We start from the raw sequence: 19,692 nt of genomic DNA, 5'->3' as shown, positions 1-19,692 counted from the left end.
CTGCAACGGCATCTGCCGTTCCTGGCAGGTTCGGCTTCGTCATCTCTTCCGGGTTCCACGCGCGGGCCGTCCCGGCTCCTCCCTCCAGGCACCCGCGCGCGTTCCCCTGAGGAAGGATGCGTCGGCTTAACTTCGTCTGTCAAAGCAAAACTTTGCGGTTTCGCCATTCGATATGGATTTTTGGTGAAAGGACTGCCACAAATGCGGGCATCTGGACGACAACGACCTTCGCACTCGCAGAAATCCTTCGACAGGTGAACGATGTCGGACCCTGGCCCCGCCGCCGAGGACACCCCCCGGGGCGCCGGCCCGATGCGGCCGCCCTCCGCGCGCGACCCGTCGCCCCTGCGCCGGCAGGTCTTCGATCACGTCCGCGCCCAGGGCCGCGCCTCCCGCGCCGAGGTGGCCCGCGCGCTGGGCGTCAGCGCCGCCTCCGTCACCGCCGCCACCGCCGAGCTGATCGGCCTGCGCTTCCTGCGCGAGACCGGCCCCGCCCCGCTCGACCGCCCCGATTCCCCGCGCGGCCGCCCCCCCGTGGCGCTGGAGATCGTCCCCGAGGGCCGCCCCGTCATCGGCGTCAAGCTCGGGGACGAGCGTCACACCGCCGTCCTCGCCGATTTCGGCGGCCGCGTCCTCGCCCATGCCGCCCGCGACGCCACCCCCGGCCGCCGCCCCCTCGCCGCCCTGGTGGCCGAGGTCGCCGCCCTGATCGCCGACCTGCCGGCCCAGCCGACCCCGGTCGCCGCCATCGGCATCGGCCTCCCCGGCCTCGTCGATCACCATGCGGGCCGCGTCGCCTGGTCGCCGCTCCTGGACGCCCCGCGCCCGACCGAGTCCGGCTCCGGCGACTGCGGCCTCGACCTGCGCGACGCCCTCGCCGCCCGCCTGCGCGCGCCGGTGCAGATCGACAACGACGCCAACCTCCTCGCCCTGGCCGAGCTGTGGTTCGGCGCCGGCCGCGCGCTCTCCGACTTCGCGGTCGTGACCATCGAGCACGGGGTCGGCATGGGCCTCGTGCAGGGCGGCCGCCTCCAGCGCGGCGCGCGCGGCCTCGGGCTGGAGCTGGGGCACATGAAGGTCCGGCTCGACGGCGCGCTCTGCCGCTGCGGCAGCCGGGGCTGCCTGGAGGCCTACCTCGCCGACTATGCCCTCGCGCGCGAGGCCGCCACCGCGCTCGGCCGCGATCCCGGCCAGCCGCACAGCCCCCGGGCCATGCTGGAGACCCTCTTCCACGCGGCCAAGTCCGGCCACGAGCCCTCGCGTGAGATCTTCGCCCGCGCCGGGCGCCACCTCGCCCTCGGCCTCGCCAACCTCGTCCAGCTCCTCGACCCTGGCCTCGTCATCCTCTCGGGCGAAAGGATGCGCTACGACTTCCTCTACGCCGAGGAGGTCCTGGCCGAGATGAACCGCCTCGCCCTGCCCCAGGGCCGCCCGCCCGTCCCGGTCGAGGTCCATGCCTGGGGCGATCTCGTCTGGGCGCAGGGCGCGGCGGCGCTGGCGCTGATCGCCGCCACCGACGCGGCGCTGGGGGCCTGACCGCGCGCGGCCTTCGCCGGATGCCCGGTAAACCGGCAGGTCGGCCCAGCCCTTGGGCATCGCCGCGCCGATCCCACCAGCGGCCCGCCCGGCCCCGTCCCGCGCCGGAACCCCACGAGCCCCGCGGTTTTCCTTTGCCGCCAAGGCGTTCCCGGCGATCCCGCGCGGCCGCCGCGCCTGGGTCCGCCATTGTGCCTGCCCGGCCGGTGCCTATGATCGCCCCCATGAGGATGACGACCACCTTCGACGAGATGTGGGGACGCGGCACGGGCCAGTCCCAGGACGCCGCCGTTCCGAACGGTTCCCCCGACGGCCCACCCGAGGGGCCGCCCGAGGCTCCCCCGGAGGGGTCCGTGAACGGCACCCCCCATGGGGCGGACTCGGTCCTCCCCGGGATCCAGGCCGCCCGCTCGGGCCGCATGACCCAGGCGCAGGTGATGTATCAGGGGCTCCGCCCGCCCTACGCCGCCTTCGACGACTGGCTGACGGGCGAGAACCCGGCCCGGCTGCTCCGCAAGCAGCACGAGGCCGAGGAGGTGTTCCGCCTCACCGGCATCACCTTCAACGTCTACGGCCGCGCCGAGGCGGCGGAACGGCTGATCCCCTTCGATATCATCCCCCGCATCCTCTCGGCGCGGGAATGGGCCCGGCTCGCGCGCGGCATCGAGCAGCGGGTCCGCGCCATCAACGCCTTCCTTCACGACATCTACCACCGGCAGGAGATCGTCCGCGCCGGACGCCTCCCCGCCGAGATGATCGCCCGCAACGCCGCCTTCCTCCCCCAGATGATCGGGGTGGAGCCTCCCGGCGGCGTCTACACCCACATCGTCGGCATCGACCTCGTGCGGACCGGCGAGGACGAGTTCTTCGTCCTCGAAGACAACGCCCGCACCCCCTCGGGCGTGAGCTACATGCTCGAAAATCGCGAGACGATGCTCCAGATGTTCCCCGAGCTGTTCGCCCGGAACCGCGTCCGCCCGGTCTCCAACTACCCGCTCAACCTCCGCCGCAGCCTCGCCGCCTGCGCGCCCCGCGCGACGAAGGGCGATCCCGTCGTCGCCGTGCTCACCCCCGGCCTCTACAACTCGGCCTACTACGAGCACAGCTTCCTCGCCGACAAGATGGGGGTGGAGCTGGTCGAGGGCCACGACCTCCGCGTGATGGACGGCCGCGTCGCCATGCGGACGACGCAGGGCTACAAGCCCATCGACGTGCTCTACCGCCGCGTGGACGACGACTTCCTCGACCCCCTCAACTTCAACGCCGACAGCGGGCTGGGCGTCCCCGGCCTCTTCGACATCTACCGCGCCGGCGGCATCACCATCGCCAACGCGCCGGGCACCGGCATCGCCGACGACAAGGCGATCTACTCCTACATGCCGGACATCGTGCGCTTCTACACCGGCGAGGCGCCGATCCTCCAGAACGTCCCCACCTGGCGCTGCAACGACCCCTCGGCGCTGTCCTACGTCCTCGACAACCTCCACGACCTCGTGGTCAAGGAGGTGCACGGCTCGGGCGGCTACGGGATGCTGGTCGGCCCCACCTCCAACAAGAAGGAGATCGCGGCCTTCCGCGACAAGCTCCTGGCCAATCCCGCCAACTACATCGCCCAGCCGACGCTCGCGCTCTCCACCGTGCCGATCTTCACCCGCGCTGGCCTCGCGCCCCGCCACGTGGACCTGCGGCCCTACGTCCTCGTCTCGCCCGACGGCGTGACCATCACCCCCGGCGGCCTGACGCGGGTCGCCCTCAAGAAAGGATCGCTCGTCGTGAACTCCTCCCAGGGCGGCGGCACCAAGGACACCTGGGTGCTGGAGGAGTGATGCTCGGCAAGACCGCGAACGGCCTCTACTGGATGTTCCGCTACCTGGAGCGGAGCGAGAACACCGCCCGCCTGATGGCGGCGGGCCAGCGCATCGCCCTCACCCGCAGCCACGCCGACGACGAATGGGCCTCGGTGCTGGAGACCACCGCCACCCTCGGCCCCTACCGCGCCCGCCACGGCGAGGTCACGCGCGACAACGCCATCCACTGGATGCTCTGCGACCGCGACAACGCCTCCTCGGTGCTCGCGGTCGTCGAATCGGCGCGCAACAACGCCCGCCTCGTCCGCACGGCACTCACGCGCGAGGTCTGGGAGAGCGTCAACGAATCGTGGATGATCCTCCGCAACCTCCTCTCCCAAAGGGTGGGCGAGCGCGAGCTTCCCGCCGTCCTCACCGTGATCCGCAACCGCTCGGCCCACGTGCGCGGCGCCTTCGCGGGCACGATGCTGCGGAACGACATCTACAACTTCGCCCGCCTCGGCACCTTCATCGAACGGGCGGACAACACCGCCCGCCTCCTCGACGTCAAGTCCTACGTCCTCCTTCCCTCGGCCCACGCCGTCGGCTCCTCGCTCGACAACGTGCAATGGGAGACGATCCTGCGCTCCGTCTCGGCCGAGGGCGCCTACCGCATGACCTACGGCCAGGACGTGCGGGCGCGCAACATCGCGCAGTTCCTCATCCTCGACCGCCGGATGCCGCGCTCGCTCGCCTTCTCGGTCGGCAAGCTCGTGGACAACTTCGGCTTCCTCGCCGACGCCTACGGCACCCTCCCCCCCAGCGGCAAGAAGGCCGCCGCGCTCCAGACCGGCTTCGCCTCGGCCTCCGTGGACGGCCTCCTCGACAGCGGCCTGCACGAGTTCGTCCAGGGCTTCCTCCGCGACATCGCCGACCTCGGCGCGCAGGCCGAGGTGGATTACCGCTTCTATGACTGACCATCTCCGCCTCCGCGTCCGCCACGTGACCACCTACGACTACGACGCGCCCGTCCCCTGGGGGCTCCAGCAGGTCCGCCTGCGCCCCTGCTCGCACCGCTGGCAGCGCGTCCTGTCCTGGTCGCTGACCGTGGAGGGCGGCCGGCGGGAGGCCGCCTTCGAGGACCAGCACCGCAACGCCGTGGACCTCGTGTCGCTCGACCCCGGCACCACCCGCCTCGCCATCGCCGTCGAGGGCGAGGTGGAGGTCGCCGACACCGCCGGCATCGTGGGCCCGCAGTCCGGCTTCGGCCCGCTCTGGCTCTTCCAGCGCCCGACCCCGCGCACGACCGCCGGCCCCGCCTGCGCCCGCCTCGTCGAATCGATCGCGCGCGAGCCGAGCCCCCTGCACCGCCTCCACGACCTGTCCGCCGCCATCTCCGACGCCGTGCGCTACGAGACCGGCGTCACCCATGTCGGCTGGACCGCCGAGGACGCGGTGGCGGCCGGCCACGGCGTCTGCCAGGACCAGGCCCACGCCTTCATCGCCTGCGCCCGCGCCATGGGCATCCCCGCCCGCTACGTCTCGGGCTACCTCCTGATGGAGCAGGAGGCGCAGGACGCCGCCCATGCCTGGGCCGAGGCCTGGGTTCCCGACCTGGGCTGGGTCGGCTTCGACGCCGCCAACCGCATCTCGCCCGATCACCGCTACGTGCGCGTCGCGACAGGCCTCGACTACGGCGAGGCCGCTCCTGTATCAGGCGCCCGGACCGGAACGGGCGCCGAACGCCTGACGGTCGCCGTCGAGGTGCGGGCGCAGTAGCCGCCCGCCAGCATCGCCCGGAGGAGGCACCCATGACCTATTGCGTGGCGCTCAGGCTCTCGCGCGGCCTCGTGTTCATGTCCGACACCCGCACCAACGCGGGGCTCGACAACATATCGACCTACCGCAAGATGTTCACCTGGGCCGACGAGGGTGAGACGGTCATCACCATCATGACCGCCGGCAACCTCGCCACCACCCAGTCGGTCGTCTCCATGATCGACGAACGCAACCGGGCGCCCTCGGAACGGCACCCGGCGATCCTGCAACTGCCCTCCATGTTCCAGGTCGCCCGATACATCGGCAACATCCTCAAGGAGGTCATCGCCCAGCACGCCGACACCGGCGACCGGGCGGACAGCTACTTCAACGCCAGCATCATCGTCGGCGGCCAGGTCAAGGGCAGCGCCCCCCGCCTCTTCCTCATCTACCCCGAGGGCAACTTCATCGAGGCCGGCGAGGACACCCCCTTCCTCCAGATCGGCGAGTTCAAGTATGGCCGCCCGATCCTCGTCCGCGCCTTCGACGCCGAGATGAGCTTCGAGGCCGCCGTCAAGCTCCTGCTCGTCAGCTTCGATTCGACCATCAAGGCCAACCTCTCGGTCGGCCTGCCGCTCGACCTCCAGATGTATGAGAGGGACAGCCTCCGGCGCGGGCTCTCGCGCCGCATCAAGGGGAACGACGCCTACTTCCAGACCATCAGCCACGGCTGGGGCGACGCGCTCAAGCAGGCCTTCGATTCGCTCCCCGACCTCGTGTTCTGACGTGCGCCGTTACGCGCTGGGCGACATCCACGGCCACCCCGACGCCCTGCGCCGGGCCCACGCCCTCATCGCCGCCGACATGGCCCGCACGGGCGAGCCCGCGCCGGTCGTCCACCTGGGCGACCTGACCGACCGCGGCCCCGCCAGCCGCGAGGTCATGGACTACCTCATAGCCGGTCCCAAGCAGGGCGGCCCCTGGATCGTCCTGCGCGGCAACCACGACTTCATGTTCCGCCTCTTCCTCGACGACCCCACGGCGCGCGACCCCGGCCTGAACCCCGCCTACACCTGGCTCCACGACCGCCTGGGCGGGCGCGAGACGCTGGCGAGCTACGGCGTGGACGTGTCCGATCACCGCTCCGTCGCCGAGGTCTGGGCCGAGGCGCGGGCCCGCGTGCCCCTGTCGCACCGGGTGTTCCTCGACAACCTCCCCCTCCTGCACCGCTCCGAGCAGGCGGTGTTCGTCCATGCCGGCCTCCGCCCCGGCGTGCCGCTCATCGCGCAGGAGCCCACCGACCTCATGTGGATTCGCGACGGCTGGCTCGACGACCCCCGCGACCACGGCCTCCTCGTCGTCCACGGCCACACCGCGCTCGACGCGCCCCATCACCACGGCAACCGCGTCAACCTCGACGGCGGCGCGGGCTACGGCCGCCCCCTCGTCCCGGCGGTGGTGGAGGGGCGCGACGTGTGGCTCCTGACCCCGGAGGGCCGGGTGCCCCTCCGCCCGCCCGAAGGTTGACGATCCCTTACCGGCGAACGCCCAGGCCCTTTTCGCGCAACACCCCCGCCGACGGGTTTACTCTCCCCTCCTGACGCAATTGGAATCGCCCCCGATTCCCGAACAGGAGGTGGAGAGCATGGAACAGACGTGGCGCTGGTTCGGTCCCAGGGACCCGGTCTCGCTGTCGCAGGTGCGGCAGGCGGGCGCCGTGGGCGTCGTCTCGGCGCTCCACGACCATTACCGGGGCGAGGTCTGGCCCGAAGGCGCCATCGCCGCCCGCAAGGCCGAGATCGAATCCGCCGGCCTCCGCTGGTCGGTGGTGGAAAGCATCCCCGTCCCCAACGCCATCAAGCTCGGCGGCGAACCCGCCCGCGAGGCGACCGCCGCCTTCGCCGAGACGATGCGCCGCCTCGCCCGCGCGGGCCTGCAAACGATCTGCTACAACTTCATGCCCGTGGTGGACTGGACCCGCACCGAGCTGCGCCACCCCATGCCCTCGGGCGGCCTCGCGCTGCGCTTCGACATGGTGGACTTCGTCGCCTACGACGCCTTCCTCCTCGCGCGCCCCGACGCTGCCAGGGACTACGCCCCCGCCCTGCTGGCGCAAGCCGAGGCGCGGGCCTCGTCGCTCGCCCCCGAGGCCGTGGAGCGTCTCGAACGCACCATCATCGCCGGCCTCCCCGGCGCCGAGGACAGCCACAGCCGGCAGGGGATCGCCGCCATCATCGCCCAGTATCGCGACCTGTCCCCCGACGACCTCCGCGCGAACCTCCGCACCTTCCACGAGACCGTCATCCCCGTCGCGCGGGAGAACGGGCTGCGCCTCTGCATCCACCCCGACGACCCGCCCTTCCCGCTCTTCGGCCTCCCCCGCATCGTCTCCACGGCCGCCGACCTCGCCGCGATCTTCGACGCGGTGCCCGAGCTTGAGAACGGCCTGACCTTCTGCGCGGGCTCCCTCGGCGCGCGCGCCGACAACGACCTCCCCGCGATCCTGTCCGCGCATCTCGACCGCGTGCACTTCGTCCACCTCCGCAACGTCTCGACCGACCCCGACGGCAGCTTCGTCGAGGACGACCACCTGTCCGGCAACGCCGACATGGTGCGCCTCCTCGCGCTCCTGCTGGGCGAGGAGGCCCGCCGCCGCGCCGAGGGCCGCGCCGACCACCTGATCCCCTTCCGCCCCGACCACGGCCACCTCCTGCTCGACGACCAGTCGCGCGTCACGAACCCCGGCTATTCCGCCATCGGCCGCCTCAAGGGCCTGGCCGAGCTGCGCGGCATCCTGGCCGCCCTGACCCATCCCACCTACGGAGTCCTCCAATGAGCCGCTTCTCCGGCCAGACCGCCCTCGTCACCGGATCGAGCGGCATGGGCCTCGCCACCGCCCTCCGCCTCGCGCGGGAGGGCGCGCGCGTCCACCTCTGCGGCATCGACGACGCCCTGAACGCCAAGGCCCGGGACGCCGCCGGCGACCTCTCCATCACGGTCACGAAGGTGGACCTCACCCGCGACTCCGAGGTCGAATCCTGGGTCGCCGAGGCCGCGAGGCCCCACGGCCTCGACCACCTCGTGAACGCCGCCGGAATCCAGACCTACGGCGACCTGTCCACCACCACGATCCCCGACTGGGACCGCGTGATGTCCGTCAACCTCCGCGCCTTCTTCGTCGCGAGCCACTTCGCCTGGCCCCACCTCAAGGCCAAGGGCAAGGGCGCCATCGTCCACATCTCCTCGGTCCAGGGCTTCGCCAACCAGCGCAACGTGCTGGGCTACGCCACCACCAAGGGCGCGGTCCACGCCATGACCCGCGCCATGGCGGTGGACTGCGCCCCGCACGGCGTCCGCGTCGTCTCGATCAGCCCCGGCTCGATCCGCACGCCGCTCCTCGACTTCGGCGCGGCCCAGATCGCCGGCGAGGGCGGCGACCCCGAGGAGGTGCTCGCCATGTTCGGCCGCGGCCACCCCGTCGGCCGCATCGGCACGCCTGAGGAGGTGGCTTCCCTCATCGCCTGGCTCCTGTCCGACGAGGCCGCCTTCGTCACCGGCACCGACCTCCGCATCGACGGCGGCCTGACCGCCCAGCTCGGCGTCTAGGCCGCCATGTCCCCCGCCGCGCGCCTCGCCCGCCTCATCGACCGGACCCTCGGGTCCGCGCGCCGGAGCCCCCTCGCGGCCCCGGCCCGCCCGGTCGCGCGCGGCCTAGCGCGGGACGATGCGCCCCAGCCAGCCCTTGGTCTGCACCGGCCGGCGCTCCAGCGCCGCCGCGAACCGCTCCACGAACCCGTCCGCGACCTTGCGCGCGGCCATGTTGACCACGAACTGCGGGATGCCGGCGAGCTTGCCCTCCAGCTCCGCCGCGATGTCCCAGGCCAGCCGCGTCCCCCTGCCCTCGGGCGAGAGGCGGATGCGCGCCTTGCCCCGGGCCTGCCCGACGGCCCCGCCCGAGCCGCCGCCGACCAGCAGGCAGCCCTGCCCCGGCTGGACCTCGCGCAGGTCGAAGCGCCCGGTCATCCGCGCCGTCATGCCGCCGACGCCGCGCTCCACGACGATGTCGTAGCCGGCCTCGGGGCTGCCCGACATCTCCTGGCACCCCGGGATCAGGGCCTTGAGGAAGACGGGATCGATGAGCGCCGTCCAGACCGCCTCGGGCGGGGCGGCGAGGATCTTCTCTCCGGTGAGCTGCATGGTGTCGCGACCTCCCGCCCCTCACCTAGGGGCCGGGGCTCCGCTCCGCTAGGGGCCACCCGCCGTCCAGGGCCGGCTCCCCGCGAGGTCGGCCGCCGTCATCAGCCGCAGCCCCTCCCCCTCGCGCCAGCCCGCGACCGCGCCGGTCCCGGCCAGAGCGCCCGCGTCCAGCACGAGGCAGGGCCGCGCGCCCGCCTCGCGCCGGTCGGTCACGAGGATCGTCGCGCCCCCGCAGCCCTCCAGCGCGGCGAGCGCCGCCTCGCCGCGCACCAGCAGCACCTCCTCCGCCCCGATCCGGGCGCGGAACAGCTTGCCCTCGCCCTCGATCCCCGGACGCCCGGCCGCCGCCTCCTGCGCGAGGAGATCGCCGTCGTTCTCCAGCCAGGCCGCCACGGCGAAGCCGTCGCCCCGAGGGCGCGCCACGTCGCGCCCCTCGGGACCGAGCACCGCCATCGTCCCGCCCGAGGCGGCGACCAGCAGGTCGGGCCGGCCCGCCCCCATCCAGAGCGCAAGCGCCGTCGCGACCAGCGGCAGGCCGGCCCAGCGCCCGCGCCCCTGCCAGAGGATCAGGACCAGCCCGCCCAGGGTGAGGAGCGGCAGCACCGCGCCCGGCGGCCCCACGACGCCCGTGGCCGCGCCCTCCAGCTGCGCCACGAGGTCGGCCACCAGCAGGATCCAGCGGCACCCCAGCTCGATCATCAGAAGCGCGGGCTGCGTTGCTCCGAAGACCCCGCCGATCGCCAGGAGAACCGCCCCCGGCATGACGAGGAACGCCATCGCCGGATCGGCGACGAGGTTGGCGACGAGGCCGTAGGAGGTGAATCGGTTGAAATGCGCCCCCGCGTAGGGCGCCGTGGCGAGGCCCGCGACCAGCGAGGCCAGCACCAGCACCGCCACGACCCCCGCCCAGCCCCAGCGCCGGGTCCGGGGCCGCAGCCCCGCGCCGAAGGCCGCGCTGAGCGCCGTCACGGCGGCGAAGGACATCTGGAAGCCGGGGCTCACCAGGCTCTCGGGCCGCAGGACGAGCACGATCAGCGCGGCGATGGCCACCGACCGCAGCGTGACCGCCTGCCGGTCCGCCAGCACCGCGCCCAGCATGACGGCGACCATGACGAAGGCCCTCTCGGTCGCCACGTCGCGCCCGGCGAGCCCGAGGTAGAGCGCCGCCGCCGGCAGCGCCGCCAGCGCCGCGACCTTCTTTCCGTTCACCCGCAGCGCCAGCGGCGGCACGACCGCGATGGCCGTCCGCACCAGCAGGAACACGAAGCCGACCAGCAGCCCCATATGCGTCCCGGAGATGGAGACGAGGTGGTAAAGGCCCGAATCCCGCATGGCTTGGTTCGCCGCGCTGGACAGGCCCGAGCGGTCGCCGGTGGACACGGCGGCGGCAAGGCCCCCTGCGTCGCCCTCGATGCGCTCGCGCAGCGCCAGCGACAGCCGGGCGCGGAGCCGGTGCATCCAGAGCCCGCCCTCGGGCGGCGCGCGCGTGAGGACCGGCGACTGGGTGTAGCCGATGGCGCCCAGCCCCTCGAACCAGGCCATCCGGCGGAAGTCGAAGTCGCCGGGCTCGGCCGGGCCGGAGGGCGGCAGCAGGTGCCCCGTCATCATCACCACGCGCCCCGGCTCGGCCACGAGCCAGCGCTGGTCGCCCCGCAATGTGACTCGCACGCGGGCCGGCCGCCGCTCCGGGGCCATGTCGCGCAGCACCACCCGGTCGAGCGTGAGTCGCGGCGCGTCCTTGGCGGATCGGTCGATCTCCACGATCCGGCCCTCGATGGGGCCGTAGTAGCGGAAGCCCAGGACGGGCGCGGCCACGTCCCAGGTCCGCCATCCGGCCAGCCCCGCCCCGCCCGCGACCAGCGCGAGCCCGAGCGCCAGCGGCGCGAAGCCGGTGGACAGGCGGCGCGCGAGGAGCAGGGCCACGACGCCCAGGGCGGCGACCGCCGTCCAGGCCATCGTCCCCGGCTCGACGGGAAGGGCGAAGTAGAGGCCGATCCCGACTCCCAGCGCCACCGGCGCCCAGGGCAGCAGGTGCCCGCGCTGCGCGAGCAGGGCCTCCTCCACAACGGCCCGAAGCCAGCCCCGGGCCGGCCCGGCCGCGCTCGGTCCAGGGAGCGTGGGATCGAGGTCCACTTGTCCTGCTCTCAACCCGTCATTAATCCCGCCGTGCAATCCTAGTCCCCGGCTGATGAACGAGAGGTTAACCCCGATGCCCGATACCCCCGTCGTCACCCGGTTCGCGCCCTCGCCCACCGGGGCGCTGCATATCGGCGGCGCGCGCACCGCGCTGTTCAACTGGCTCTTCGCCCGAGGTCGGGGCGGCAGGTTCCTCCTGCGGATCGAGGACACGGACCGCGCGCGATCCACGCCCGAGAACACCCGGAGGATCCTGGACGGACTGACCTGGCTCGGCCTCGACTGGGACGGCGAGCCGATCAGCCAGTTCGAGAGGGCCTCCCGCCACGCCGCCGTCGCGCGCGAGATGCTGGCCAAGGGCGCGGCCTACAAGTGCTTCGCCACGCCCGAGGAGATCGACGCCTTCCGCGAGCAGGCCCGCGCGGAGGGACGTTCCACGCTCTACCGCTCGCCTTGGCGGGAGGTGCCCGAATCCGGGCATCCCGACACCCCCTTCGTCATCCGGGTGAAGGCCCCGCGCGACGGCGCGACGACGATCCGCGACGCCGTGCAGGGCGAGGTCACGATCCAGAACGATCAGCTCGACGACATGGTGGTGCTGCGCGCGGACGGGACGCCGCTCTACATGCTGGCCGTGGTGGTGGACGACCACGACATGGGCGTGACCCACGTCATCCGGGGCGACGACCACCTCACCAACGCCTTCCGCCAGAAGATGATCTACGAGGCGATGGGCTGGCCCGTCCCGGTCATGGCGCACGTGCCGCTGATCTTCGGGCCCGATGGCAAGAAGCTCTCCAAGCGCCACGGCGCGACGGCGACCGCCGACTACCGGGCGATGGGCTATCTCGCCGCCGGGATGCGGAACTACCTCGCCCGGCTCGGCTGGAGCCATGGCGACATGGAGGTCTTCACCGACAAGGAGGCCATGGCCGTCTTCGACCTGTCCGGCATCGGCAGGTCCCCGGCCCGGTTCGACTTCAAGAAGCTGGAGAATCTCTCGGGCCAGCACATGGCGCGCACGCCCGATGACAGCTTGCTGACGGAACTGGACTCGTTCCTGACCGCGACCGGGCAGCCCCCGATTCCCGAGGCGCGGCGCGAGCGGCTGCAGAAGGCCCTGCCCTTCGCCAAGGCCAAGGCCAAGACCCTGCCCCAGCTCCTCGATCAGGCGCGTTTCGCCTTGGTGGACCGACCGCTCGACATCGACGCGGCCGCGGCGAAAACGCTCGATCCGGTATTCCACGGTATACTGGCCGATTTGACGCCGCAGCTGCGAAATGCTACCTGGGACCGCGAGGCCCTCGAGGGGGTCGTGGCGGCTGGGGCACAGGCGCACGGGACGACGCTCGGCAAGCTGGCGGGGCCGCTGCGCGCGGCGCTGGCCGGACGGACCGTTGCGCCCAGCGTGTTCGACATGATGCTGGTCCTCGGCCGGGACGAGTCCATCGCGCGACTTCACGACATCTTAGCACGCCAGGGGTAGAGAGACCGTGGAACAACAGAGAGGCGCCTTCATGGCCGAGTCACGGACCGCCACGCTCACCATCGACGGGAAGGACTACCAGCTTCCCGTCCTGTCGCCCACCGAAGGGCCCGACTGCATCGACATCCGCAAGCTCTACGGCCAGGCGGACGTCTTCACCTACGACCCGGGCTTCACCTCGACAGCGGCCTGCGACTCGACGATCACCTTCATCGACGGCGATGCCGGCGTCCTGCTGCACCGGGGCTACCCGATCGAGCAGCTCGCCTCCCGGTCGCATTATCTGGAGGTCTGCTACCTCCTGCTCAATGGGGAGCTGCCCTCGGCCGCCGATCTCGAGAAGTTCGAGATGACGGTGACCCGGCACACCATGATCCACGAGCAGATGCACAACTTCTTCCGGGGCTTCCGGCGGGACGCGCATCCGATGGCGACCATGGTGGGCGTGGTCGGAGCCATGTCGGCCTTCTACCACGACAGCCTCGACATCAACGACCCGCATCAGCGCGAGGTCGCGGCCTTCCGGCTGATCGCCAAGATGCCGACCATCGCGGCGATGGCCTACAAGTACTCGATCGGCCAGCCCTTCGTGTATCCGCGCAACGACCTCGATTACGCGGCGAACTTCCTGCACATGTGCTTCGCCGTCCCGGCCGAGCCCTACGACGTGAACCCCGTCCTGGCCCGCGCCATGGACCGGATCTTCACGCTCCACGCCGACCACGAGCAGAACGCCTCGACCTCGACGGTCCGCCTCGCCTCCTCCTCGGGCGCGAACCCCTTCGCCTGCATCGCGGCGGGCATCGCCTGCCTCTGGGGTCCGGCCCATGGCGGCGCGAACCAGGCCACGCTGGAGATGCTGCGCCAGATCGGCACGCCGGATCGCATCCCCGACTTCATCGAAAAGGTGAAGGACAAGTCGTCGGGCGTGCGCCTGATGGGCTTCGGGCACCGGGTCTACAAGAACTTCGACCCGCGCGCCAAGGTGATGAAGCAGACGGCGGACGAGGTGCTCGATCTTCTCGGCGTGCAGCACAACCCGCTCCTCCAGGTCGCGCAGGAGCTGGAGCGGATCGCGCTTCAGGACGACTACTTCGTCAGCCGGAAGCTCTACCCCAACGTGGACTTCTACTCGGGCATCATCCTCGAGGCGATGGGCTTCCCGACGGCGATGTTCACGCCCATCTTCGCGCTGGCCCGCACCGTGGGCTGGATCTCGCAGTGGAAGGAGCAGCTCGCCGACCCGCAGCTCAAGATCGGGCGTCCCCGGCAACTCTACCTCGGGCAGTCGATGCGCGACTACATCGAGATCGAGAACCGCTGAGCAAGCGGTCCTGCACACGATCGGGGTCGCCCTTCGGGGCGGCCCTTTTGCCTTGTGCCGACGAAGCGTCAGCGGCTGAGGAGGTCGTCCAGCCGGGCCTTCTCCTCGACGGAGAGGTCGTCGCCCTCGGGCGCGGCGCTGCGGCCACGCACCACGGCCCAGCCGATCCCGAGGCCCGCGAGGAGCATTGACGGACCGGCGAGCCAGAGGATCAGGTTCGCTCCGTCCGCCGTGGGGCGGAGGAGGATGTATTCGCCGTAGCGGGCGACCACCGCCGCGAGAACCTGGTCGTCGCTGTCGCCGGCCAGGAGCCTTTCCCGCACAAGGAGGCGGATGTCGCGGGCGACCTCGGCGTGGGATTCGTCGATGGACTCGTTGCGGCAGACCGGGCAGCGCAGGCCGGCGGACAGGTCGCGCGCCCGCGCCTCGAGGACGGGGTCGGCCAGCACCTCGTCGGGCTCCACGGCGAAGGTCGCCGTGGGCGCAAGGAGGAGCGCGAGGAGGAGCGCCCGGATCATTCGGCGGCCACCGCGGCCCGGGGGGCCTTGGCCGCGCCGGCGGCGACGCGCAGGCGGCGGTCCGACAGGGACAGGAGCCCACCCAGGGCCATCAGGATGGACCCGCCCCAGATCCAGTTGGCGAAGGGCTTGATGTAGGTCCGCACCGCATAGCCGCCATCGTCCTGCGGGTCGCCGATCACCACGTAGATGTCCCGGAGGAACCCGTTCTGGATCGCGGCCTCGGTCGTCGGCATGGCGGCGACGGGGTAGAAGCGTTTCTCGGGATGGAGGCGCGCGACCTCCTGGCCATCGCGGGCCACCGTCACGTCGGCCATGAGGCTGCGGTAGTTCGGGCCCGGCACGTCGTCCACGCCGTTGAGCGTGAGGTCGTAGGCGCCGACGCGGAAGGTCTCGCCCAGGGAGGCGGTGCGGATGTCCTCCTGCTGCCAGGCGAGGAGGAGCGAGACGCCGAGGATCGTCACGCCGAGGCCGGCATGGGCCACCGCCTTGCCCCAGTCGGCGCGGGGGAGCCGCAGGAGGCGCGACGCGCCCGAGCGGCCGGTGCGCTGCCACAGGTCCAGCGCCGCGCCGGCGATGATCCAGGCTCCGAGCGCCGTGCCCACGGGCGCCAGGATCGAGCGTCCCGTCCCGAAGGACCAGGCGAGCCCGGCCAAGGCGAAGGACAGGACCAGCGCCGGGAGGAGCAGGCGCAGGGCGCGGCCAAGGTCGCCGCGCTTCCAGGCGAGGAGGCTGCCCAGGGGCAGGGCCACGGCGATGGCGACCATGAAGGGGGTGAAGGCGGCCTCGAAGAAGGGCGCGCCGACCGACAGGGTGCGGCCCAGGAGCATCTGCGCGACCAGCGGCCAGACGGTGCCGACGAAGACCACGAGGGCCGAGACGGCAAGGAGGATGTTGTTCAGCACCAGCCCGGCCTCGCGGCTGACCATGCCGAAGACGCCCTTGGCCTCCATCGCGCTCGCGCGGGCGGCGTAGAGGGTGAGCGCGCCGCCGACGAAGACCGCGAGGATCGCGAGGATGAAGACGCCCCGCTCCGGGTCCATGGCGAAGGCGTGGACGGAGGTGATGACGCCCGAGCGGACGATGAAGGTGCCGAGCAGCGAGAAGCCGAAGGCGAGGATGGCGAGCAGGATGGTCCAGCTCTTGAGCGCCTCGCGCTTCTCGACCACGATGGCGGAGTGGAGGAGCGCGGCGGCGAAGAGCCAGGGCATCAGGCTCGCGTTCTCGACCGGGTCCCAGAACCAGAAGCCGCCCCAGCCCAATTCGTAGTAGGCCCACCAGGAGCCGAGCGCGATGCCGACGGTCAGGAACATCCAGGCGGCGAGCGTCCAGGGGCGGACCCAGCGCGCCCAGGCGGCATCGACCTTGCCCTCCAGCAGCGCGGCGACGGCGAAGGAGAAGGCCATCGAGAGGCCCACGTAGCCCAGGTAGAGGAACGGCGGGTGGAAGGCGAGGCCGGGATCCTGGAGCAGCGGGTTCAGGTCGCGGCCGTCCATCGGCGCCACGTCGAGCCGCAGGAAGGGGTTGGAGGTGAAGAGGACGAAGGCCAGGAAGGCCACGCCGATCGCCGCCTGCACCGCGAGGACGCGCGCCTTGAGCGGCAGGGGCAGGTTCGTGCCCCAGACGGCGGCGGCGGCGCCGAAGCCCGACAGGATCAGCACCCAGAGGAGCATCGACCCCTCGTGGTTGCCCCAGACGCCGGTGAGCTTGTAGAGCCAGGGCTTGGCGGAGTGCGAGTTCTCCACCACCAGCAGCACCGAGAAATCCGAGGCCAGGAAGGCCCAGGACAGCGCGACGAAGGAGAAGGCGATCAGCAGGAACTGCGCCGTCGCGGCCGGGGCCGCCGTCTCCATCCAGTTGCGCCAGCCCTTCTGCGCGCCGACGAGCGGCACGACCGCCTGCAGGAGGGCCGTCCCGAAGGCGAGGATGAGGGCGAAGTGTCCGAGCTCGATCAGCATGGTGTCCATATACATTCGGGGCCCCGGTCCGCCAAGCGAGGGCGGCCGGGGCCGATTGTCACGCCCGGCCCGCGCGCCAGTCGGCGAGGGCGGCGTTGGCCCCCGGCGCGAGCGTGGACAGGGTGAGCCGGGCGTCGGGGCCGGGCTCGGCGATGGCGGGGGTGCGGGCCGTGGCGGCGGGCTCGGGTTCGGGTGCCGGGAGCGTCGCGGCGAGGACCTCGCGGCGGAACTCCTGCGCGTGGGCCTGCACGCGCGAGCCGAAGTGCAGCGACAGCACCGCGCCGATCAGCCACCAGAGCCCCTCGGGCATCCGGGCCAGCGCCTCCATGCGGGCGGCGAACCAGTCGGGGGCGGCCAGCGCCGCGCCGAGGAGGGCGAGCGTGCCCAGCACCGACAGCGGGCGCGGCAGGCGGTTCAGCGCGTCCACCAGCCGGTCGAAGGCGGCGCGAGGGCGGCGGTCGAGCCGGCCGACGGCGGGCGGCAGCCCGGAGGCCTGGGCCGCGCGGGCCAGGCGCTCGGCGTGGTCGAGCGCCTCGGCCCCGGTCAGCCCCGCGCCCGTGACCCAGCGGAGGGGGTTGGACATCAGTGCCATTGGGCGGTCCTTTCGCGATGCTCCGCGTCGGTGAGGCGGTAGCGGGGGGCGATGAACGATTCGGCGCGGGTGATCCAGCCGCCCTTGCCGCCGTCGCGGCGGCGGCAGAACGGACGAGAGGCCGGGCGGGCGTCGGCCAGCGCGTAATAGTAGTTGCGCCGGGCGATGCCGTAGGCGTCCACGATGTGGCCCGGCGCGGCCCTGGCGGCGGCGTGGGCGGCGGCGATGGTCTTGGGACCCAGCACGCCATCGACGGCGCAGGGGTGGCCCATCTCGGTCAGGAGCCGTTGCAGGATGCGAATGGCCTGCGCCCCGGCGTTCACCTGCATGTCGAACACGGACGGGTGCAGCGCCTCGGGCAGCTCGTGGAGGCGCGGGCCGTGGAAGTAGTGGCGCACGAAGATCGCCGCCGCGTCGGCGGGCGTCAGGCGCCGCAGGTCGGCCTCGGTCACGCGGCCGTCGCGGTCGAGGTCGAGCCGCAGGCGGCGGAGCGTGCCGAGGGTGACGCCGTGGTTGGTGGCGCCGCCGGGATCGGCGGGGTGGTCGGACCAGCCGCCCTCGCGGGCGACGATCTCTCGGGCAATGGATTCGACGGTCGGCATGGGGTCCCCCTTCTGGTTGCGCGTGGGGGACAGAATCGCATCCAAGGATTAATGCCGTCCGACAGCAACGAGCGCTCAGCACCCACTTCGCGCAACACCCTTTCGGGGATTTGCCGGAGGGCGAATCAGGGGCGTGATCCTGAGAGGCTGGATCGGTCGCAGGTCGGGGTTCACCCCGCCGCGCTCCGTTTGCGAAGCCAGCGCCGTTGGCCGAGGACGCGTGGCGGGCGGACGGCCCGCCCCACGGAGACCCGAACCGGTCGGAGGCTGCCCTTAGTTCGTCACGGGCGCGGGCTGGTGCCCGGCCTCGGGGGCGTTGGGATCGACATAGACCCCCTGCTCCTTGAGGGCGTCCACGACCTCCTTGGGCATATAGGATTCGTCGTGCTTGGCCAGGATCTCGGTCGCCTGGAAGGTGCCGTCCACGTAGCGGCCCTGGCCGACCATGCCCTGCCCTTCCTCGAACAGGTCGGGGAGGACGCCCTTGTAGCTGACCGGGATCGAGGCGCCGCCGTCGGTGACGCGGAAGGTGATCGTCTCGCCCTGCCCGCGCACGAGGGTGCCGTCCTCGACGAGGCCGCCGATGCGGAACACCTCGTTGGGCGCGGGCGGTTCGGCCGCGATCTGGGTGGGCGAGCGGAAGAAGTTGATGCCGTCCTGCATCGCGTAGCCGATCAGGCCGGTCGAGAGCGCGAGCGCGGCCGCGGCCAGCACGATGACCTGGATGCGGCGCTTCTTCTTGAGGGGCATCATGGCGGGGAAGCCTTACGGGAAGATGGGGGCGAGGAGCAGCCCCTCGGTTTCGGGGCGGCCCAGCATGAGGTTCGCGTTCTGGAGCGCCTGGCCGGAGGAGCCCTTGTTGAGGTTGTCGAGCGTCGCGACGACGAGGGTGCGGCCCGCCACGCGGTCGCCCGTCACGCCCAGGTGGACGAAGTTGGAGCCCTGGACGTGGGACATGGCGGGAAGCTCCCCATACGGAAGGACGACGCAGAACGGCTCCGGGGCGTAGCGCGCGGCGAGCGCGGCGTGAATCGCCTGCGGATCGCCCTTCACGTAGCACGAGGCGAGGATGCCGCGATTGATCGGGATCAAATGCGGGGTGAAGAGGATGCGGACCTCGCGCCCCGCCAGCCGCGAGAACTCTTGGTCGAACTCGCCCAGGTGGCGGTGCTTGCCGCCCTGGGAGTAGCCGGCCACGTCCTCGCTCCGTTCGGCGAAGAGCATGTTCTCCTTGAGGGAGCGGCCCGCGCCGGAGACGCCGTTCTTGAGGTCGCAGACGATGTCGTCGAGGTCGATCAGCTTCGATTCGATCAGGGGGCGAAGGGCGAACTGGACGGTGGCGGCGTTGCAGCCGGTCCCGGCGACGAGGCGGGCGGTGCGGATGCGGTCGCGGTAGAACTCCGTCAGGCCGTAGACGGCCTCCTCCTGGAGATCGGGGGCAACGTGGTCGGCGCCATACCAGGACTTGTAGCCTTCGGGCGTCAGGCGGAAGTCGGCGCCGAGGTCCACGACCTTGAGGGTCGGGGGGAGGTCGCGGACGAGCGCCTGGGAGAGGCCGTGCGGAAGGGCGACGAAGGCGAGGTCGAGGCCTGCGAAGTCCACCTGCTCGATGGTGGAAAGGGTGGGGAGGTCGAGGTGGCGGAGGTGGGGGAAGACCTGCGCCATGGGCTGCCCCGCCTTGCGGTCGGCGGTCAGCGCGGCGATCCGCATCCCCGGATGGGTGGCGAGGAGGCGAACCAGCTCGGCCCCCGTGTAGCCCGAGGCGCCGAGGATGGCGACGTTGGCGGTCATGGAAATC

18 protein-coding genes are annotated in these 19,692 nt (G+C 71.9%); 10 read left to right on the top strand and 8 right to left on the bottom strand.

What is annotated here, in order from left to right; translation table 11 throughout:
- Positions 1–261: 261 nt before the first annotated feature.
- The 8 genes from J2Z33_RS09235 to J2Z33_RS09200 all read left to right on the top strand — a co-directional run bounded on the left by J2Z33_RS09235 (position 262) and on the right by J2Z33_RS09200 (position 8,687).
- The gene (locus tag J2Z33_RS09235; protein WP_209840120.1) at positions 262–1,536 is read left to right on the top strand and encodes an ROK family protein; all 1,275 of its coding nucleotides are present in this window, start codon (positions 262–264) and stop codon (positions 1,534–1,536) included.
- Positions 1,537–1,955: 419 nt separating this feature from the next.
- The gene (locus tag J2Z33_RS09230) at positions 1,956–3,362 is read left to right on the top strand and encodes a circularly permuted type 2 ATP-grasp protein (protein ID WP_209840193.1); all 1,407 of its coding nucleotides are present in this window, start codon (positions 1,956–1,958) and stop codon (positions 3,360–3,362) included.
- Positions 3,362–4,300: an alpha-E domain-containing protein gene (locus J2Z33_RS09225; RefSeq protein ID WP_209840118.1), complete on the top strand. Its 939-nt coding sequence runs from the start codon at positions 3,362–3,364 to the stop codon at positions 4,298–4,300. The genes J2Z33_RS09230 and J2Z33_RS09225 overlap by 1 nt, the downstream gene beginning before the upstream one ends.
- Positions 4,293–5,102: a transglutaminase family protein gene (locus tag J2Z33_RS09220; RefSeq protein WP_209840116.1), complete on the top strand. Its 810-nt coding sequence runs from the start codon at positions 4,293–4,295 to the stop codon at positions 5,100–5,102. The genes J2Z33_RS09225 and J2Z33_RS09220 overlap by 8 nt, the downstream gene beginning before the upstream one ends.
- Positions 5,103–5,134: 32 nt before the next feature.
- On the top strand, positions 5,135–5,866 hold the full coding sequence (locus J2Z33_RS09215) for a proteasome-type protease (RefSeq protein WP_209840114.1): 732 nt from the start codon (positions 5,135–5,137) through the stop codon (positions 5,864–5,866).
- 1 nt (position 5,867) lies between these two features.
- Entirely contained in the window at positions 5,868–6,608 is a 741-nt protein-coding gene (locus J2Z33_RS09210; RefSeq protein WP_209840112.1) for a metallophosphoesterase, read from the top strand.
- Between the two features lie 118 nt (positions 6,609–6,726).
- Positions 6,727–7,917 (top strand): mannonate dehydratase, encoded by a 1,191-nt coding sequence (gene uxuA, locus J2Z33_RS09205; protein WP_209840110.1) that lies wholly within the window; start codon positions 6,727–6,729, stop codon positions 7,915–7,917.
- Positions 7,914–8,687 carry an SDR family NAD(P)-dependent oxidoreductase gene (locus tag J2Z33_RS09200; RefSeq protein WP_209840108.1) on the top strand — a complete coding sequence of 258 codons (774 nt, stop codon included), beginning with the start codon at positions 7,914–7,916 and terminating at the stop codon, positions 8,685–8,687. The genes uxuA and J2Z33_RS09200 overlap by 4 nt, the downstream gene beginning before the upstream one ends.
- Before the next feature lie 105 nt (positions 8,688–8,792).
- On the opposite strand, the gene J2Z33_RS09195 is transcribed toward J2Z33_RS09200, so the two are convergent.
- Together J2Z33_RS09195 and J2Z33_RS09190 are read right to left on the bottom strand one after the other, a co-directional pair.
- A complete protein-coding gene (locus tag J2Z33_RS09195) occupies positions 8,793–9,278 on the bottom strand; it encodes an SRPBCC family protein (RefSeq protein ID WP_209840106.1) in 486 nt (161 codons plus the stop codon).
- 48 nt (positions 9,279–9,326) lie between these two features.
- Positions 9,327–11,411, bottom strand: coding sequence for a ComEC/Rec2 family competence protein (locus J2Z33_RS09190; protein ID WP_342454155.1), 2,085 nt, complete (start codon positions 11,409–11,411; stop codon positions 9,327–9,329).
- Between the two features lie 76 nt (positions 11,412–11,487).
- Between J2Z33_RS09190 and gltX the strand changes: the two genes are divergently transcribed.
- Both gltX and J2Z33_RS09180 read left to right on the top strand, forming a co-directional pair.
- Entirely contained in the window at positions 11,488–12,900 is a 1,413-nt protein-coding gene (gltX, locus tag J2Z33_RS09185) for a glutamate--tRNA ligase (protein WP_209840104.1), read from the top strand.
- A gap of 31 nt (positions 12,901–12,931) precedes the next feature.
- Positions 12,932–14,224 (top strand): citrate synthase, encoded by a 1,293-nt coding sequence (locus J2Z33_RS09180; protein WP_209840102.1) that lies wholly within the window; start codon positions 12,932–12,934, stop codon positions 14,222–14,224.
- A gap of 68 nt (positions 14,225–14,292) precedes the next feature.
- Here J2Z33_RS09180 and J2Z33_RS09175 read toward each other — a convergent pair whose 3' ends face one another.
- The 6 genes from J2Z33_RS09175 to argC form a co-directional block, all read right to left on the bottom strand.
- Positions 14,293–14,742, bottom strand: coding sequence for a cytochrome c-type biogenesis protein (locus J2Z33_RS09175; RefSeq protein ID WP_209840100.1), 450 nt, complete (start codon positions 14,740–14,742; stop codon positions 14,293–14,295).
- Complete coding sequence (locus J2Z33_RS09170) at positions 14,739–16,700, bottom strand: heme lyase CcmF/NrfE family subunit (RefSeq protein ID WP_209840191.1); 1,962 nt, start codon at positions 16,698–16,700, stop codon at positions 14,739–14,741. The genes J2Z33_RS09175 and J2Z33_RS09170 overlap by 4 nt, the downstream gene beginning before the upstream one ends.
- 58 nt (positions 16,701–16,758) lie before the next feature.
- Entirely contained in the window at positions 16,759–17,292 is a 534-nt protein-coding gene (locus J2Z33_RS09165) for a 3TM-type holin (RefSeq protein ID WP_209840098.1), read from the bottom strand.
- Positions 17,283–17,894 (bottom strand): holin-associated N-acetylmuramidase, encoded by a 612-nt coding sequence (locus J2Z33_RS09160; RefSeq protein WP_209840096.1) that lies wholly within the window; start codon positions 17,892–17,894, stop codon positions 17,283–17,285. Before J2Z33_RS09160 ends, J2Z33_RS09165 begins: the two co-directional genes overlap by 10 nt.
- Positions 17,895–18,167: 273 nt before the next feature.
- Positions 18,168–18,647: a cytochrome c maturation protein CcmE gene (gene ccmE, locus J2Z33_RS09155; RefSeq protein ID WP_209840095.1), complete on the bottom strand. Its 480-nt coding sequence runs from the start codon at positions 18,645–18,647 to the stop codon at positions 18,168–18,170.
- A gap of 12 nt (positions 18,648–18,659) precedes the next feature.
- Positions 18,660–19,685, bottom strand: a complete 1,026-nt coding sequence (gene argC / locus J2Z33_RS09150) for an N-acetyl-gamma-glutamyl-phosphate reductase (RefSeq protein ID WP_209840093.1) — start codon at positions 19,683–19,685, stop codon at positions 18,660–18,662.
- Positions 19,686–19,692: the final 7 nt, after the last annotated feature.

Source organism: Rubellimicrobium aerolatum (assembly GCF_017872975.1).
In the GTDB taxonomy this organism is placed as follows: Bacteria; Pseudomonadota; Alphaproteobacteria; order Rhodobacterales; family Rhodobacteraceae; genus Rubellimicrobium; species Rubellimicrobium aerolatum.
Note: the sequence above shows the minus strand (reverse complement) of the source record. Positions and strands in the feature narration are given on the sequence as shown.

Bases quoted from the DNA above. Each gene is read 5' to 3' on its own strand.
- J2Z33_RS09195 (WP_209840106.1), bottom strand. From the start codon at position 9,278: ATGCAGCTCACCGGAGAGAAGATCCTCGCCGCCCCGCCCGAGGCGGTC.
- J2Z33_RS09225 (WP_209840118.1), top strand. From the start codon at position 3,362: ATGCTCGGCAAGACCGCGAACGGCCTCTACTGGATGTTCCGCTACCTG.
- J2Z33_RS09180 (WP_209840102.1), top strand. From the start codon at position 12,932: ATGGCCGAGTCACGGACCGCCACGCTCACCATCGACGGGAAGGACTAC.
- ccmE (WP_209840095.1), bottom strand. From the start codon at position 18,647: ATGATGCCCCTCAAGAAGAAGCGCCGCATCCAGGTCATCGTGCTGGCC.
- J2Z33_RS09200 (WP_209840108.1), top strand. From the start codon at position 7,914: ATGAGCCGCTTCTCCGGCCAGACCGCCCTCGTCACCGGATCGAGCGGC.
- J2Z33_RS09160 (WP_209840096.1), bottom strand. From the start codon at position 17,894: ATGCCGACCGTCGAATCCATTGCCCGAGAGATCGTCGCCCGCGAGGGC.
- J2Z33_RS09235 (WP_209840120.1), top strand. From the start codon at position 262: ATGTCGGACCCTGGCCCCGCCGCCGAGGACACCCCCCGGGGCGCCGGC.
- J2Z33_RS09220 (WP_209840116.1), top strand. From the start codon at position 4,293: ATGACTGACCATCTCCGCCTCCGCGTCCGCCACGTGACCACCTACGAC.
- argC (WP_209840093.1), bottom strand. From the start codon at position 19,685: ATGACCGCCAACGTCGCCATCCTCGGCGCCTCGGGCTACACGGGGGCC.
- J2Z33_RS09170 (WP_209840191.1), bottom strand. From the start codon at position 16,700: ATGCTGATCGAGCTCGGACACTTCGCCCTCATCCTCGCCTTCGGGACG.
- J2Z33_RS09175 (WP_209840100.1), bottom strand. From the start codon at position 14,742: ATGATCCGGGCGCTCCTCCTCGCGCTCCTCCTTGCGCCCACGGCGACC.
- uxuA (WP_209840110.1), top strand. From the start codon at position 6,727: ATGGAACAGACGTGGCGCTGGTTCGGTCCCAGGGACCCGGTCTCGCTG.
- J2Z33_RS09215 (WP_209840114.1), top strand. From the start codon at position 5,135: ATGACCTATTGCGTGGCGCTCAGGCTCTCGCGCGGCCTCGTGTTCATG.
- J2Z33_RS09230 (WP_209840193.1), top strand. From the start codon at position 1,956: ATGACCCAGGCGCAGGTGATGTATCAGGGGCTCCGCCCGCCCTACGCC.
- J2Z33_RS09165 (WP_209840098.1), bottom strand. From the start codon at position 17,292: ATGGCACTGATGTCCAACCCCCTCCGCTGGGTCACGGGCGCGGGGCTG.
- gltX (WP_209840104.1), top strand. From the start codon at position 11,488: ATGCCCGATACCCCCGTCGTCACCCGGTTCGCGCCCTCGCCCACCGGG.